11 protein-coding genes are annotated in these 15,558 nt (G+C 63.8%); 5 read left to right on the forward strand and 6 right to left on the reverse strand.

All coding sequences use genetic code 11. The annotated features are described in order from the left end of the window. Window positions 1–33 precede the first annotated feature (33 nt). Both QYL91_RS12930 and QYL91_RS12935 read left to right on the forward strand, forming a co-directional pair. Window positions 34–576 carry a DUF8114 family protein gene (locus tag QYL91_RS12930; RefSeq protein ID WP_302080908.1) on the forward strand — a complete coding sequence of 181 codons (543 nt, stop codon included), beginning with the start codon at window positions 34–36 and terminating at the stop codon, window positions 574–576. After that, window positions 573–1,376 (forward strand): RNA methyltransferase, encoded by an 804-nt coding sequence (locus tag QYL91_RS12935; protein WP_302080909.1) that lies wholly within the window; start codon window positions 573–575, stop codon window positions 1,374–1,376. Before QYL91_RS12930 ends, QYL91_RS12935 begins: the two co-directional genes overlap by 4 nt. A gap of 60 nt (window positions 1,377–1,436) precedes the next feature. On the opposite strand, the gene gatE is transcribed toward QYL91_RS12935, so the two are convergent. Continuing rightward, the gene (gene gatE / locus QYL91_RS12940; RefSeq protein WP_302080910.1) at window positions 1,437–3,308 is read right to left on the reverse strand and encodes a Glu-tRNA(Gln) amidotransferase subunit GatE; all 1,872 of its coding nucleotides are present in this window, start codon (window positions 3,306–3,308) and stop codon (window positions 1,437–1,439) included. A 134-nt stretch (window positions 3,309–3,442) separates the two neighbouring features. On the opposite strand from gatE, the gene QYL91_RS12945 reads away from it, so the two are divergent. After that, window positions 3,443–3,928, forward strand: a complete 486-nt coding sequence (locus QYL91_RS12945) for a hypothetical protein (protein WP_302080911.1) — start codon at window positions 3,443–3,445, stop codon at window positions 3,926–3,928. Between the two features lie 8 nt (window positions 3,929–3,936). Here QYL91_RS12945 and QYL91_RS12950 read toward each other — a convergent pair whose 3' ends face one another. Together QYL91_RS12950 and gltB are read right to left on the reverse strand one after the other, a co-directional pair. Further along, window positions 3,937–4,995 carry an NAD(P)-dependent glycerol-1-phosphate dehydrogenase gene (locus QYL91_RS12950; RefSeq protein ID WP_302080912.1) on the reverse strand — a complete coding sequence of 353 codons (1,059 nt, stop codon included), beginning with the start codon at window positions 4,993–4,995 and terminating at the stop codon, window positions 3,937–3,939. Between the two features lie 116 nt (window positions 4,996–5,111). Beyond that, window positions 5,112–9,668, reverse strand: coding sequence for a glutamate synthase large subunit (gltB, locus tag QYL91_RS12955; RefSeq protein WP_302080913.1), 4,557 nt, complete (start codon window positions 9,666–9,668; stop codon window positions 5,112–5,114). 179 nt (window positions 9,669–9,847) lie between these two features. Between gltB and QYL91_RS12960 the strand changes: the two genes are divergently transcribed. Beyond that, entirely contained in the window at window positions 9,848–10,321 is a 474-nt protein-coding gene (locus tag QYL91_RS12960; protein ID WP_302080914.1) for a DUF4330 domain-containing protein, read from the forward strand. A gap of 7 nt (window positions 10,322–10,328) precedes the next feature. Here QYL91_RS12960 and proS read toward each other — a convergent pair whose 3' ends face one another. Continuing rightward, entirely contained in the window at window positions 10,329–11,789 is a 1,461-nt protein-coding gene (proS, locus tag QYL91_RS12965) for a proline--tRNA ligase (protein WP_302080915.1), read from the reverse strand. 63 nt (window positions 11,790–11,852) lie between these two features. Continuing rightward, window positions 11,853–12,332 carry a DUF7984 family protein gene (locus tag QYL91_RS12970; protein ID WP_302080916.1) on the reverse strand — a complete coding sequence of 160 codons (480 nt, stop codon included), beginning with the start codon at window positions 12,330–12,332 and terminating at the stop codon, window positions 11,853–11,855. Window positions 12,333–12,628: 296 nt separating this feature from the next. On the opposite strand from QYL91_RS12970, the gene QYL91_RS12975 reads away from it, so the two are divergent. Beyond that, on the forward strand, window positions 12,629–14,554 hold the full coding sequence (locus tag QYL91_RS12975; RefSeq protein WP_302080917.1) for a beta-CASP ribonuclease aCPSF1: 1,926 nt from the start codon (window positions 12,629–12,631) through the stop codon (window positions 14,552–14,554). Window positions 14,555–14,587: 33 nt separating this feature from the next. Here the strand turns inward: QYL91_RS12975 and QYL91_RS12980 are convergent, their stop codons facing one another. Beyond that, window positions 14,588–15,421, reverse strand: coding sequence for an endonuclease III domain-containing protein (locus QYL91_RS12980; protein WP_302080918.1), 834 nt, complete (start codon window positions 15,419–15,421; stop codon window positions 14,588–14,590). Window positions 15,422–15,558 lie beyond the last annotated feature (137 nt).

Raw genomic sequence — 15,558 nt, forward strand, 5'->3', positions numbered from 1 at the left:
GCAATTTTTCACCGCTCGGCGCCCAGATGTGGTATGGCCAAAGTTTCGATCGGGTTGCGAGGGTGGCGCTTCGACGAAGAGGAGGTCTTCGACGAAGACGGGAACATCCGTCCGCTCACGGAGATGGACGACGACACGGTCTATCGGTTGATTCGACTCTCGTCGGTGATGGGAGAGCCGTGTGACGCGTGCTGGTTGCTCCACGGTGAAGCAGAGATTGAACAGGCAAACACAGCGACGATAGTGTACGGCGAACCGATGGCTGAAGTCGTCCTGTGTGACGAGCACGAACCGGACTTTCTGTACTGGTTCCGTGAAGAGGGCGGCGACGAGTACCAGGGCAGCGGTGACCTGCCGGACGCGTTCCACGAGTGGTTCCTCGACGGTAACCGCGCCCCGGAGGGGTACGGCGGCCTCGAACACGTCGATGAAGCGCCAGACGACCTTCCGGAGGCTCCGGCGGAACCCGACGCCGCCGAAAAAGAGGGTATCCCGGAAGTTGACGAGCAACTCGACGCGATGGAAGAGGCAGAGCAGGAAGCCCTGGACATCGACACCGACGCGCTGGACATATGAGCAAACGCGGGGCCGACGCGGCCAGAACCGTCTCCGTCGCCGTCGTCGATGCCGAGACGCCCGGTAACGTCGGCACTATCGCCCGGGCGATGAAGAATTTCGGCCTCTCGGAGTTGCTGCTCGTCGACCCGCCGGAACTGGACCGCGACGGTGAAGCCTACGGGTTCGCCGGACAGGCCCGCGAGGACATCCTCCCGAATGCCCGAGAGGTGTCGTTCGACCATCTCGTCGAGAACTACTACACCGTCGGCTGTACGGCCATCCCAAACGAAAGTGCCGACAGCCACGTCCGCTATCCGTTCCAGACGCCTGCCGCGCTCGCCGGGAAACTCGACGACGTCGCCGCCGACATCTGCGTCGTCTTCGGGCGCGAAGCCAACGGCCTGCGAAACGACGAACTCGCGCGGCTGGACGAAATCTGTGCCATTCCCGCAAGCGCCGATTACCCCGTCTTGAATCTCGGGCAGGCTGCGACCATCGTGCTGTACGAACTTCGGGACCTGACGGTCGACGCGAGCCAACTCCCGGATACTATCGACCGCGCCGACGAGACTGCAATCGAGGGACTCCACGACCAGTTCGGTGAGTTCCTGCAGGCGCTGGGTCACACGAGGGAGAAACAGCCAAAGACCAGGCGGATGTGGCGACGGCTGCTCGGGCGCGCGAACCCGACCGGCCGGGAAGTCCGGACGCTTCGCGGGCTCTTTCGCCGGGCGGGCGAGCGACTGGCCGAGAGCGGCCAGAGCGACCAAAGAGACCAGAGCGAACGACTAGAAGAGAGCAGTCAGGATAGGTCCTGACACCGACTTGGCGTCACAATAGCCCGTATCCGGCCCGACTAGGCCGAGAGTGGGAGCCGCTTACGCTCGCTTCTGTATCTCCTCGCGAAGTACCGAGCTGACGGTATCGCCGTCGGCCTTCCCGCGGAGCGCCCCCATACACTCGCCCATCAGCCCGGAGAAGGCGCCCATGCCTTCCTCCGCGACCTGGTCTGCGTTTCGTTCGACGACTTCGACGACGGCTTCCCGGACCTCGTCTTCGCCGACCCCGCCGAGTCCTTCCTGCTCGATGGCTTCTGCGGCAGTCAGCTCGGGTTTTTCGGCGAGTGCGGTGAGGAGGTCGTTGAGTCCCTCCTGTGGAATCTCGCCGTCGTCGACCAGGGAGATTGCGTCGGACAGGTGCTCGTCGGTGAGCGTATCGACGGGCACGTCGTCGCGGCGCAGTTCCGTCAGCGTCGACTCCAGCGTCCCGGCGGCGAGTGTCGGGTCGACGCCCTCCTCGTCGACCAGTTCCTCGAACAGCGGCATCCACTCGCCGTACGCGACCTGGTCTGCGAGACCGGCGCTGAGGTCGTACTCGTCCTGGTAGCGCTGTACTTTCTCGGTGAGCAGTTCCGGCGTCTCGACCTCCGAGGGGTCGAGGTCGACGGGCGGAACGTCCGTCTCGGGGTACATCCGCGCTGCGCCGGGGAGCGGACGGAGGTAGGTCGTCGTCGCGTCCTCGTTTGCGTCACGAGTCTCCTCGGGAACGCCCTCCATGGCCGTCTTCGCCCGCTCTGCGACGGCTTCGATGGCCAGTTCTGCGGTTTCGGGGTCGTCTGCGACCAGCGCGACGGCGTCTTCGGGCTCGGCGTCGACAGCGTCGCGGAGCTTACCGACTTCGGCCTCGGTGACGCCGTATGCGGGCAGTTCGTCAGTGTGGAAGATGCCGCCCGCACCGTGGCGCTTGGCGTGGTCGGCCAGTTCCGTCCCGAGGCGGCGGTCGGGCTGAATCTCGCGGCCGACGAGGCTGTCGAAACAGTCGAGACGGACGGCCATCGCTTTCCCGCCATCGGCGAGAGCTCCCTGGATGACGCCGCTATCGCTCTCTGCCATCACCTCGGTCACGTCGGTCGGGTCGCCGACGCTTGCACCGCGCTCCTGGAGTTCCGTCGCGATGTCGAGCAGTTCGACCTGGCGGCCAGCCTCGTTGCGGACGATGTCGTCGATGTCGTCGAGGCTCTGGACGCCCTTGATTTCGACGCGGGCACCCTCTGCGATGGAGACGTTCACGTCCTGGCGAATCGTCCCGAGGCCTCGCTTGACTTGCCCGGTCGAGCGGAGCAACATCCCGATTTGCTCGGCGGCTTCTTTGGCCTGTGCCGGGGTTCGGATGTCGGGGTCGGTCCCGATTTCCACCAGCGGAATCCCCAGTCTGTCGAGACTGTAGCGGACGCCGTCGTCTGTCTCGGCGACGCGCTGGGCGCTCTCCTCTTCGAGCATCATGTCCTCGATGCCGACCGGGCCGTCCTCGGTCTGGATTTCCCCGTCGGTCGCGACCAGCATCGTGCGCTGGAACCCGGTGGTGTTCGACCCGTCGACGACGATTTTCCGCATCACCTGCGCCTGGTCGATAGCGACCATATCGAGCAGTTGGGCGATTTCGAGTGCGACCTCCATCGCCTCGCGGTCGACGCGGTGGGGCGGCTCGTCGTCCTCCTCAACGAGACAGGTGGTGTCGTAGGCGAGATACTCGAACTCGCGGTCGACCATGCTCTCTTCGAGCGCGGCGGCGTCTATCTCGCCGAGTTCGCTCTTCGTGGGGTGGAGATACCGGGTGAAACGGCGGTCTGACTCCTCGGGTTCGCGCAGCCGAGTCGGACACTGACAGAACAGTTTCGTCGCGGTGTCGAGTTGCTGGTGAATCTCCAGCCCTGCGACGAGACCCAACGCTTCGTAGTCGTAATCGGTCATTGCCACTCACTGCACAGTCGACAGGCAAAAAACGCACTATCGACCCCGATGTTGCCGAGCGAACAGCGCCACCGGATAACAGCCGCCGGCGGTGTTTAGCGGGCTTTATCCGGCCGGAGTGTCTGGCAACACCTATGGGAGTCGCCGAACGGTCCCGGGACCAGGTGGAGGACAAACTGGGGGACCTCCACGAGACCTACGGGTCGTTTTCTATCAAACAGACGACCATCACGCTCCCGGGCGAGCAGTACGCGAGCATGCGCAACGGCGCCGAACCTGCGCAGGTCTCCGCCTACGCCGCCGTTCGAAACGACGACGACGACGAAATTCTCCACGTCGAGGGCGAAAGAGAGCCGGAACTTCCCGGTGTCGAACTGCCCATCGACGAGTCTCTGGAGCCGGCAATCTGTGAGCACGTCCAGCAAGAGGCTGGGGTCGACTGTGTCGTCGAGGATGTCCAACATGTGACGATTGCCGGGCTCCGCTGTCGGGACGACCCGGACGCGGCGACACTGTACAACCTCGTTGTCGTCTTCAGCGGGCGCCACGAGACCGGCGTGCCCGCCGAGTCGGCATCGTGGCGGCAACTCGACGAACAGATACAGCCCGCCTACGCCTGACAGTATCGTCAGATGACGCCTGTGACCGACGCCGCTTCTCGGGCCGCCCGCTCGTCCATACCGTCCCCGAGAATCGTGTAGCGGTCCCGGATTTCGTGACAGGTTATCAGCGCCTCGATAACAGTTTCCTCGTCGATACCCAGTTCCGCAGCCGTCGTCGGCGCGCCTATCGTCGCCAGGGCGTCGCGGACGTCCGTCCACTTGCCCTGTTCGCCGCTGTGGAGGTATTCGGTCATCATCGCGCCGACGCCGACCTGGTGGCCGTGCAGCGCCGCGTCGGGGACGAGCTGATCGAGCTTGTGCGAGAAGAGGTGTTCGGCGCCGCTCGCGGGCCGTGACGTGCCGGCGATTGACATCGCGACCCCCGAGGAGACGAGTGCCTTCACGACGACCCACGCCGACTCTTCGAGTCCCTGTTTGATCGAGTCGGCGTTCTGGACGAGCATCTCCGCGGTCATCTGGGAGAGTGCACCGCCGTACTCGGAGTACTCGACGTTTTTCAGTCGGTTTGCCAGTTGCCAGTCGCGGACGGCAGTGTAGTTCGAGATGATGTCGGCACACCCTGCCGTCGTCAGTCGCCACGGGGCGTCCGCGAGGATTTCCGTATCCGCGACGACGGCGAGTGGCGGTTCGGCGGCGACGCTATGGCGCGTATCGCCCTCGGCGACCGAACCACGACCGGAGACGATGCCGTCGTGGCTGGCTGCGGTCGGGACCGAGACGAAGCCGACACCGCGGTCCTCGGAGGCCATCTTCGCGATGTCGATTGCCTTGCCGCCGCCAACGCCGAGCAGGTAGCCCGCGTCGGTCTCGGAGGCAGCGTCGATGACTCGCTGGACGGAGTCGAAGGTGGCGTCCTCGACGGTGACGATGTCGGGGTCGTCACCGCGCTCTGCAAACTGGTCGTAGAGGCGCTCGCCGGCCACCGCCTTCGGTGTCGGACTCGTGACGATGAGCGGCCGGCCCGAGAGGTGCAGGTCGTCGACAGCGGCCGCAGTCTGCTCGATGACCCCGTGCCCCACCAACACGTTCCGCGGGAGGCGTATCCAGCTTGACTTCTCGAACATACTCACCCGTGGAGAGGCGGCGGTGTTAACAGTTCGGGCATGGCCGTCCGATAGACAAACAGGTGAGACGGGAGTCCGGTATCCGAACGGCGAAAATACGAGCGCCGGCGACCCGGTCAGTCGTCGGCGCGGCCGCGAACCGTATCGCCCGCCGTGGCAGTCGAGTCTGCGGCCGGCGGCAGTTCGTTGCGCACGTCGTCGCGTTCGCGTTCGGCGATGATTTCGGCGTAGGCGTCCGGCATGACCTTGGTGAAGTTCTCGATTTCCTCGTCCCAGTCCTCGAGGAGTTCGGCTGCGCGAGCCGAATCGGTGTAGGCGGCGTGGTTTTCGACGAGGCGGGTCAGCATGTCCCTGTCTTTGGGTTCGAGCGTTCCCATCAGCGTGACCATCCCGGTGTTGGCGTGGTCCTCGAACTCGCCGTCGGGGTCGTAGACGTAGGCGACACCGCCGCTCATCCCGGCCGCGAAGTTCTTGCCCGTTTCGCCGAGGACCGCGATGGCACCACCGGTCATGTACTCACAGCCGTGGTCGCCGACGCCCTCGACGACGCCTTTCACACCGGAGTTGCGAACGCCGAAGCGCTCGCCGGCGACGCCGTTGATGTAGGCCTCGCCCTGGGTGGCTCCATAGAGGGCGACGTTGCCGATGACGATGTTCTCGTCTGCGGCGTAGCCGGCGTCGTTTGGCGTCCGCACGAGGATTTTCCCACCCGAGAGCCCTTTGCCGACGTAGTCGTTTGCCGTCCCGACGAGGTCCATCGTCACGCCGGTCTGGGTGAACGCACCGAAGCTCTGTCCGGCGGTGCCTTCGAAGCGGAGGTCGAGCGTGTCTTCGGGAAGTCCCTCGACGCCGTGTTCGAGCGAGATGCGACTCGACAGCGTCGCGCCGACGGTCCGGTCGGTGTTGTCGATGTCCAGGTCGAGCGTCGTCGGCTCGCCGTCCTCGATTGCCGATTCGACCTGGTCGAGAATCTCCCAGTCGAGTTGCTGGTCGATTTCGTGGTCCTGTGGCTTGGTCTTGTAGCGGTCGATGTCGTAGTCGGTCTCGGGTTCGGCCAGAACCGAAGACAGGTCGAGTTTCTTCGCTTTCTCTTCCTCGACGTCCTCGCGCTGGCGGAGCACATCGACACGGCCGATCATCTCGTCGACCGTCTCGAAGCCGAGTTCGGCCATAATCTCGCGCAGTTCCTGCGCGACGAAGGTCATGTAGTTGATGACGTGCTCTGGCTGGCCGGGGAAGCGGTCCCGAAGTTTCTCGTTTTGCGTCGCGACGCCGACCGGACAGGTGTTCTCGTGGCACTGCCGGGCCATCACACAGCCGGAAGTGACCATCGAGGCCGTTCCGAAGGCGTATCCTTCGGCACCGAGCAGGGCGGCGACGGCCACGTCGCGGCCAGTCTTCATCCCGCCGTCAGTGGTGACCTTGATGCGGTCGCGCAGACCAGTCGCGCGGAGCATCTGGTTGGCCTCGGAGACACCCAGTTCCCACGGGAGGCCGGCGTTTTTGATGCTCGTCTTCGGCGAGGCACCGGTCCCGCCGTTGTCGCCGGAGATGTGGACGACGTCGGCGTTGGCTTTGGCGACGCCGGCGGCGACGGTGCCGATGCCGGCCTCGGCGACGAGTTTGACGTTGACGTCTGCATCCGGGTTCGAGGCTTTCAGGTCGTAGATGAGTTGCTTGAGGTCCTCGATGGAGTAGATGTCGTGCAGCGGCGGCGGCGAGATGAGGCCGACGCCCGGCGTCGCGTACCGGACGTGGGCAATCATCTCGTTGACCTTCTTGCCGGGCAGGTGGCCACCTTCGCCGGGCTTTGAGCCCTGGGCCATCTTGATCTGCAGTTCGTCGGCGTTGGCGAGATACGTCGACGTGACGCCGAAGCGACCGGACGCGACCTGCTTCGTGGCGCTCTCTTTTTCGGTGTTGAACCGTTCTGGTGGTTCGCCACCTTCGCCAGTGTTGGAACTCGCGCCGATGCGGTTCATCGCGATAGCGTTGTTCTCGTGCATCTCCGGGGAGAGCGACCCGAGACTCATCGCGGCCGTCTCGAAGCGCTCGACGATATCGGAGATGGGTTCGACGTCCTCGATGGGTATCGACTCCCGGTCACTGTCGAACTCGAGCAGTCCGCGGAGCGTGTGGACGTTCTCGTTTTTGTCGTTGATGAGGTCCGCAAAGTCCTGGTATCGCTCGTAATCGCCCGTCCGGACGGCTTGCTGTATCGCACCGACCGTGTCGGGATTCCAGGAGTGGTAGATGCCGCCCGAGCGGTTCTCGTACTCGCCGACACGCTCCATCTCCGGTTCTTCTTCGGCCCAGGCGACCTCGTGGCGGCGTTCGAGGTCCCCCTCGATTTCTTCCAGGCCGATTCCTTCCGTCCGGTTTTCGGTCCCCTCGAAGTATTCGGCAACGAAATCAGAGGAGAGGCCGATGGCCTCGAAGATCTGTGCGCCCTGGTAGCTCTCCACCGTGGAGATACCCATCTTGGCCATCGTCTTCAGCAGGCCGTCCTCGACGGCGTTGATGTAGGCGTCGATAGCTCGGCTGGGGTCGGCACCGTCGGGGCCAGCGACGAGGTCCTCGATGGTCTGGTAGGAGAGGTAGGGGTTGATTGCGCCGGCACCGTAGCCGATGAGCGTCGCGAAGTGGTGGACAGCACGCGGGTCGCCGGATTCGAGGACGAGGCCGACGTGGTTGCGGAGTCCGTTGCGGACGAGGTGGTGGTGGACGCCGCCGACGGCCAGCAGGCTCGGAATCGGTACCTCGTCGGGGCCGGCGTCGCGGTCCGAGAGGACCACGATGTCGCTGTCGAGCGCGACGGCGTCGGCCTTCTCACGGACGGACTCGACGGCCGATTCGAGGTCCTCTTCGTCGGGGTCGTAGGTGATGTCGACGGTCGTCGTCGAGAGCCCGTTCTCGTCGATGTCTTTGATGTCTCGCATCTCCTGGTCGGTCAGGATTGGCGAGTCGAGGACGAGCTGGCGGGCGTGTTCGGGCGTTTCGTCGAGCAGGTTCCGCTGGTGACCGAGTCGGGACTCCAGTGAGGTGACCAGTTCCTCGCGGATGTAGTCAAGCGGCGGGTTGGTCACCTGTGCGAACAGTTGCTTGAAGTACGTAAACAGCGGCCGGTTGAACTGCGAGAGGACAGACAGCGGCGTGTCGTCGCCCATCGAGCCGACCGGGTCTTTGCCCTTCTCGGCCATCGGCTCGAGCAGGTGGTCGACCTCGTCGTAGGTGTACCCGTACATCGCCTGGTGGGACCGCAGGGACTCCACGTCGCCCCGCGGGAGGTTGTCGTCGTCCGTCGAGATGTCGCCGACGTCGACCTGTTCCCGGTCGACCCACTCGCCGTACTTCTCGTCGGCGAGGTCCTCGAACACTTCCTCGTCGGGGATGACGCGTCCCTTCTCCGGGTCGGCGAGGAAACACTGCCCGGGCCGGAGTCGGCCGCGCTCCTCGATTTCGTCTTCGTCGTAGTCCAGCGCGCCGATTTCGGAGGACATCACGAGCGTGTTGTCCGTCAGAATGTCGTACCGGCAGGGGCGCAGGCCATTGCGGTCGAGGACCGCACCGACCCGCTCGCCGTCAGTCGCCGCGACGAGTGCGGGGCCGTCCCACGGTTCGACCAGCGAGGCGTGGTAGTCGTAGAAGTCCCGGCGGTCGCCGGTCACGTCGTTTGCCTCGCCGCGCCACGCCTCGGGGATGAGTGTCCGGAGCGCGTGTGGCAAATCGCGCCCACCCTGCATGAGCAGTTCGAGGGCGTTGTCGACGCTCGCGGTGTCTGACTGCTCTGGGTCGTCGATGATGGGCGTGATTTTGTCGATGTCCTCGCCGAAGGCCTCGTGAGCGATGTCCGTCTCACGGGCACGCATCCAGTTGATGTTGCCCTGAATCGTGTTGAACTCGCCGTTGTGGATGATGTTGCGGTAGGGGTGTGCGAGGTGCCACGCGCCCAGCGTGTTCGTCGAGAAGCGGGCGTGGACCATCGCGAACGTGGAGGTCATCCGCTCGTCGTGCAGTTCGGGGTAGTACTCGGCGACCTGCTCGGCAAGCAGGAGGCCCTTGTAGACGACAGTGTCCTTGTCCAGCGAGACGATATAGAAGCGCTCGTGTCCCGGCGGCTGCTCGTCTTCGATTGCGTTCTCTACTACCCGGCGGCCGATGTAGAGTTGCCGGTCGAAGTCTTTGCCTGTCTTGCCCTCGGTGGAGGTGACAAAGACCTGCTGGACGTCGGGTTCGGATTCGACGGCGGTGTCGCCGAGCGTCGAGTTGTCGGTCGGCACTGACCGCCAGGCGAGCACGTCCAGTCCTTCCTCGGCGAAATGCTCCTCGACGAGCGTTTTCAGGTCTGCTCGCACGTCGACATCCTGCGGGAGAAAGAGCGAGCCGACAGCGTATTCGCCGGGGGATGGCAGGTCAGCGTCGACTTCGTCGGCGAAAAACTCGTGGGGTATCTGGAACATGATGCCGGCCCCGTCGCCGGTGTTTGACTCGGCCCCGGTCGTTCCCCGGTGTTCCATACATTCGACGAGGTCGAGTCCGTCCTGTACTACCTGGCTCTGTTTTCCACCGTCGAGGTCCATTACGACCCCGACGCCACAGTTCGACCGTTCGTCAGTGGGGTCCGCGAGCCCGGCATCGCACGCAGACTGCCCTGTAACCTGTCGCTCAGTCATTCTAACCCGTGTCAAGGACTGCATCCATAAGAGACTACCCCTGAAATAAGCATGGTGTGTTAAACTCAAATAATGGAATATTAGGGAAGTATTGTCAATATTAATATTCCGCCCTCCGAGGCGGCGGTTCGGTCAGGTGAGAGGATATATGTGTCTGCCGCGTGGCGTCGTACTCAAGAATGGAAGTCATCGACGAGAACGGTCGGGTGTTCGGTGTCGTCAACGTCATCGACCTGCTGGTCGTTTTGTTGCTCCTCGCCGTCGTCGCTGCCGGCGCCGCTCTGGTGCTAGGAACAGGCGGCGAAAGCAACCCTGAGACGGCTACAATCACCATCCGCGCAGACGGCGTCGAACCTTACGTCGCGGATGCGGTACCCGCAGTCGGCGACGTTGACGGTGGGAACGTCACCAGTATCGAAAACAAGACTGTCGAACCAGCCACAATTATCACCACAAACTCCGCTGGCGACGTGCTGGTGCGTGAGCACCCCCGACTGAAGACCGTCACGGTGACCGTGATTGTGAACATTTCACAGACAGACGGCACGCCGATGCTCGACCAGCAGCGGCTCAAAGTGGGGAACAGCGTGGGGCTCGACCTCGGGACTGTCGACCTACGAGGAAACGTGACGGCAATCGAGCGCGAACAGTAATTGACCGTCAGTAGCTCTTTGCGAAGTAAGCCGTCTCTTCTGCGTCGTCGCCACAGATGGCACACTCGTCGTGAATCGGTTCCTCGTCGCGGTCCAGCGGGACCATCACGATTTCGGCGGCGATGGCCTCCTTGATTGGCTCTTCGCAGTCCTCGTCGCCACACCAGCCACACTTGACGTAGCCGCCGTGCTGACCGATGGTCCCGAGAATCTCCTCGCGGCTCTCGGCCTCACGAATCTCGCCTTCCAGCGTCTCCTCGGCGCTGGCGTAGAGTTTGGCGTGGACGGTATCGAGGTGGTCGCGGGCCGTCTCGCCGATGGCCTCGCGCGGTTCGACCTCGCTCTCGCCGTCGGGGCGGTGGACGAAGGTGACTTCCTCGTCGTCGACCTCGTTTGGCCCGACTTCGATGCGGACGGGGACGCCCTTGAGCTCCCACTCGTTGTACTTAAAGCCGGGATTGCGGTTCTCCCTGTCGTCGAGTTCGACCCGGACGCCTGCGTCCTCCAAGTCGGCCGCGATTTCCTCGGCGTAGCCGACGACCTCCTCCTTGTTCTCCTCTTGCCAGATTGGGACGATGACGACCTGCTCGGGCGCGAGCGACGGCGGGAGGACCAGTCCCTGGTCATCGGAGTGGGTCATGAAGAGCGCCCCCATCGCGCGCCAGGAGAGCCCCCACGAGGTGGTGTGGGCGGTGTTTTCCTCCTCGTTTTCGTCGGCGTAAGTGATGTCGAACGCCTCCGCGAAGGAGGTGCCCAGATAGTGCGAGGTCGCACCCTGGACGGTCTTGCCGTCGGGCATCAGCGCCTCGACGGTCGTCGTCGTGTGCGCGCCGGGGAACTTGTCGTGGGGTGGCTTGCGGCCGCGCAGGACCGGCATCGCCAGAACATCCTCGTAGACGCGCTCGTACTGGTCGAGCCGGGTCATCGTCTCGTCCCAGGCACCCTCCTCGTCGCGATGGGCGGTGTGACCCTCCTGCCAGAGGAACTCCTTGGTGCGGAAGAACGGCTTGGTCTCGGTGGCCTCCCAGCGGACGACCGAACACCACTGGTTCAGGCGCATCGGGAGGTCACGGTGTGAGCGTGTCCACTGGGACATGAAGGGCGCGATGATAGACTCACTCGTCGGGCGGACCGCGAGGCGCTCGTCGAGTTCGTCGTAGCCGCCGTGGGTCACCCACGCGACTTCGGGGTCGAACCCTTCCACGACGTCTTTCTCGCGTTCGAGGAAGGACTCGGGGATGAACATCGGGAAGTAGGCGTTCTGGACGCCGGTGTCCTTGAACCAGCCGTCGAGGTGGTTCTGGATGCGCTCCCAGATGGCGTATCCGCGTGGTCGGGTGATGATGAACCCACCCATCGGCGCGTAGTCTGCAAGTTCTGCCTTCTGGACGAGTTCGGCGTACCACTCACCAGTCTCGTGTTCTTTCGATTTGGTGATGCCGAGGTCTTGCTCGGTATCGTCGCTCATTGACGAGGAGTGCGACGCGGAAGGATAAACGCGCTTTGTTTGGCCGCGAGTGTCGTTCCCGCATCAGACGGTGAAGGGACTCTCCCCCTCGGTCCACTCCCAGCCGGGCAATCGGGTCTGAAACCCGGCCGCCAGAGCCGCATCGAGGTCGTCTGCCCCGGCAGTGTCCCCGTCGTCGCCGTGGGTGTGGATGTCGGCGTAGTGGAAGGTAGCCTCGCCGAGGATGCGAAGCGGTTGCTGGCCGGCGAGCATCCCCGCGAGTTCGCGCCCGAGCAGTTCGTCGACGACGAATCCCGGGTAGTCGTTCTCGACGTCGAGGTCCCGGAGCAGGGCGACGAGCGTGGCGACGTTCACCGCGAGGTCGCCGTCGGCGAAGACGTCGTCGACGGCAACGTCGTACTGTGATTGGGAGATACTGGCAACGTCGGTCTCGAAGATGTCACCGAGTTTCTGACGAACGTCGTTGACGAGCGGAACAACAGTGGTGCCACGGTCGCGGACCCACTCGCATTCGCGCTCGACGACGGCAGGCGTAACACGCATGGGGGCTACTACGCCAGCGCGAAGTTTGATTCTTGAGGTCGGCGTCGAACGACAAACGGGCTGAGACCGCCGAGTTACGCCCGAATGGGCAGGTTGCGAAGGGCTTTTATAATCGGGACGGTGTACAAATTTGCACACGTCGGTTTTCCGGACACAGTTTCGTCCGGAGGTACCTCCTCCCCAGTTCGGGGACCACGGACCAACACAATGACTAGTGTTCCTGTCTCTCGTCCCGACCGGCCAGCGTTTCAGGAGGGGCACTGCCGACACCACGTTACGACACACGGTTCTTAGCTATGAGTGCAGTAGAAAAGCGGCTCGAGGAGATGAAAGCAGAGATTACGAACGAAGTCCCCGACGACATCACCATCACGCAGGTGACCTACGAGGGACCGGAACTGGTTGTGTACACGCGCGACCCAAAGAAGTTCGCACAGAACGGCGACCTGATTCGTCGGCTCGCCTCGCAGTTGCGCAAGCGAATCACGGTCCGCCCGGACCCGGCGGCGCTGTCGGCACCGGAGAGCGCCCGGACCGAGATTCTGTCGGTCATCCCAGAGGAGGCGGGCGTTACCGACCTCGATTTCCACCACGACACCGGTGAGGTGGTTATCGAAGCCGAAAAGCCCGGCATGGTCATCGGCAAACACGGCGCGACGCTCCGGGAGATAACCCAGGAAGTCGGGTGGACGCCCGAAGTGGTTCGGACGCCACCAATCGAGTCCTCGACGGTTCAGAACGTCCGGAACTTCCTCAAACAGCAGCGCGAGGACCGCCGGGACATTCTCGAACGGGTCGGCCGGCAGATTCACCGCGAGAAGATGTCCGACGACGAGTACGTCCGCATCACGACGCTTGGCTGCTGTCGCGAAGTCGGGCGGGCGGCGTTTATCCTCTCGACGCCGGAAACACGCGTTCTCATCGACTGTGGGGACAAGCCAGGCGCCGAAGGAGAGGTCCCCTATCTGCAGGTCCCGGAGGCACTCGGCGCCGGTGCCAGCAACATCGACGCGGTCGTGTTGACCCACGCCCACCTCGACCACTCTGCACTTATCCCGCTGCTATTCAAGTACGGCTACGACGGGCCAATCTACACCACCGAGCCGACGCGAGACCTGATGGGCCTGCTCCAGCTGGACTATCTAGACGTGGCCGCCAAGGAGGGACGGACACCGCCGTACGACTCCGAGATGGTCCGGGAAGCGATCAAGCACACAATCCCACTCGAATACGGTGACGTCACCGACATCGCACCCGACATCAAGCTCACGCTACACAACGCCGGCCACATCCTCGGGTCGGCTATCAGTCACTTCCACATCGGCGACGGGCTGTACAACGTCGCCTTCTCCGGGGACATCCACTACGACGACACGCGCCTGTTCAACGGTGCCGTCAACGACTTCCCGCGCGTGGAGACGCTCGTGCTGGAGTCGACGTACGGCGGTCGCAACGATTACCAGACCGACCAGAAAGACTCCGAGCAGAAGCTCAAACGCGTGATCAACGACACGATAGACGACGATGGGCAGGTCCTGATTCCCGCTTTCGCCGTCGGCCGCTCACAGGAGATTATGCTCGTCCTCGAGGAGGCGATGCGCGAGGGCGAGATTCCGGAAGTGCCGATTCACCTCGACGGGATGATCTGGGAGGCGACGGCCATCCATTCGACGTATCCGGAGTACCTCCGCGACGAGGTCAGAGACCGCATCTTCCACGAGGACGAGAACCCGTTCCTGGCAGACCAGTTCAACCACATCGACGGCGGCGAGGACGAGCGCCAGGAAGTCGCCGACGGCGGCCCCTGCATCATTCTCTCGACCTCGGGGATGGTCGAGGGTGGGCCGATTCTCTCCTGGCTCGAACACGTCGGTCCCGACCCCGACTCGACGATGACGTTCGTGGGCTATCAGGCCCAGGGGACGCTCGGTCGGCGGATTCAGAACGGCTGGGACGAAATCCCCATCGGAAACGGCAACGGCCGGGGCCGCGGTGACACGCTAAAATTGGAACTGGACGTCGAAGTCGTCGACGGCTTCTCCGGGCACGCCGACCGACAGGGACTGGAGAACTTCGTCAAGACGATGAACCCGCGGCCGGAGAAAATCCTCTGTGTCCACGGCGACGAGTCCTCTGTCCAGGATCTCTCGTCGGCCCTCTACCACGACTACAACATGCGAACGTTCGCCCCGAAGAACCTCGAAACGTTCCGGTTTATCTGAACATTCCTCGCCGATTTCGTACACCGGGAGTTTTCACTCGCCGACCGTCTCCGCCGGGTCTACCACGCGACCGTCTATCGTATCGACACCCACCTGGTCACAGAGGTCTGCCAGCGGGCAGGCCTCGGGGTCGTCCAGACAGGCCGGTTTGCGGGCCGAGCAGTACTCACGGCCGAACTGAATCATCGCAGTATGGCCGAAGCCGCATTTCTCGCCAGGAACCGACGCTTCGAGCGCTTCCCGGACTGCCTCGTGGTCGGCATCGGCTGGCGCGAGACCCATCCGGCGGCCGATGCGGTGGACGTGCGTATCGACAGGAAAGACGCCAGCGCGACCGCCGGCAAAGAGGAGCACGCAGTCGGCAGTTTTCGGCCCGACGCCGTCGACCGAGAGGAGTGTCTCTCTGACTTCGCCGGGGTCGCCCGTCTTCACGAACTCGTCGAAGGCAGCACCGTCGCCGTACTCCGCGCGGACCCACTCGGCTGCGCCGATGATTTTCTCGGATTTCTGGTTGTAGAGGCCGGCTGATTCGATGGTCTCCGCGAGCGTCGCCTGGTCGGCTCCGGCGAGTTCGGCCGCGAGGTCTCCCCCAGCGCCGTCGTACCGCTCCAGCAGCGCGTCGTGGGCGGGCTGGCTGGCCGTATCGGAGGTGTTCTGGCTCAAAATTGTACGGACGAGACACTCGAAGGCGTGCTGGGTGTTGTCTGCCGTCTGCCAGTAGGCGGCGTCGTCGTCAGTTTCGATTGTCGCGCTCTCGCCCTCGGGAAAGAGCATGAAATCGTCGGGGTCCAAGTCTTCGTGGTAGAGCAGTCCCAGCGCGTCGACGACTGCCTCCGCGCGGGTCTCGGCGTCCAGTTCCGTGGGCATACCCAGGACACGGGACCGAACCGAGAAAACGGGTGTGGTCGACACCGGCGCGACACCGACAGAAGGACGACGAAGTTTAGGGGTCTGGACGTCGTAGTACGACGTGAAGGCACACATCGACCCAGGACAATGTCAGG

It is taken from the genome of Salinibaculum rarum, assembly GCF_030505615.1.
GTDB classification, from domain to species: Archaea; Halobacteriota; Halobacteria; order Halobacteriales; family Haloarculaceae; genus Salinibaculum; species Salinibaculum rarum.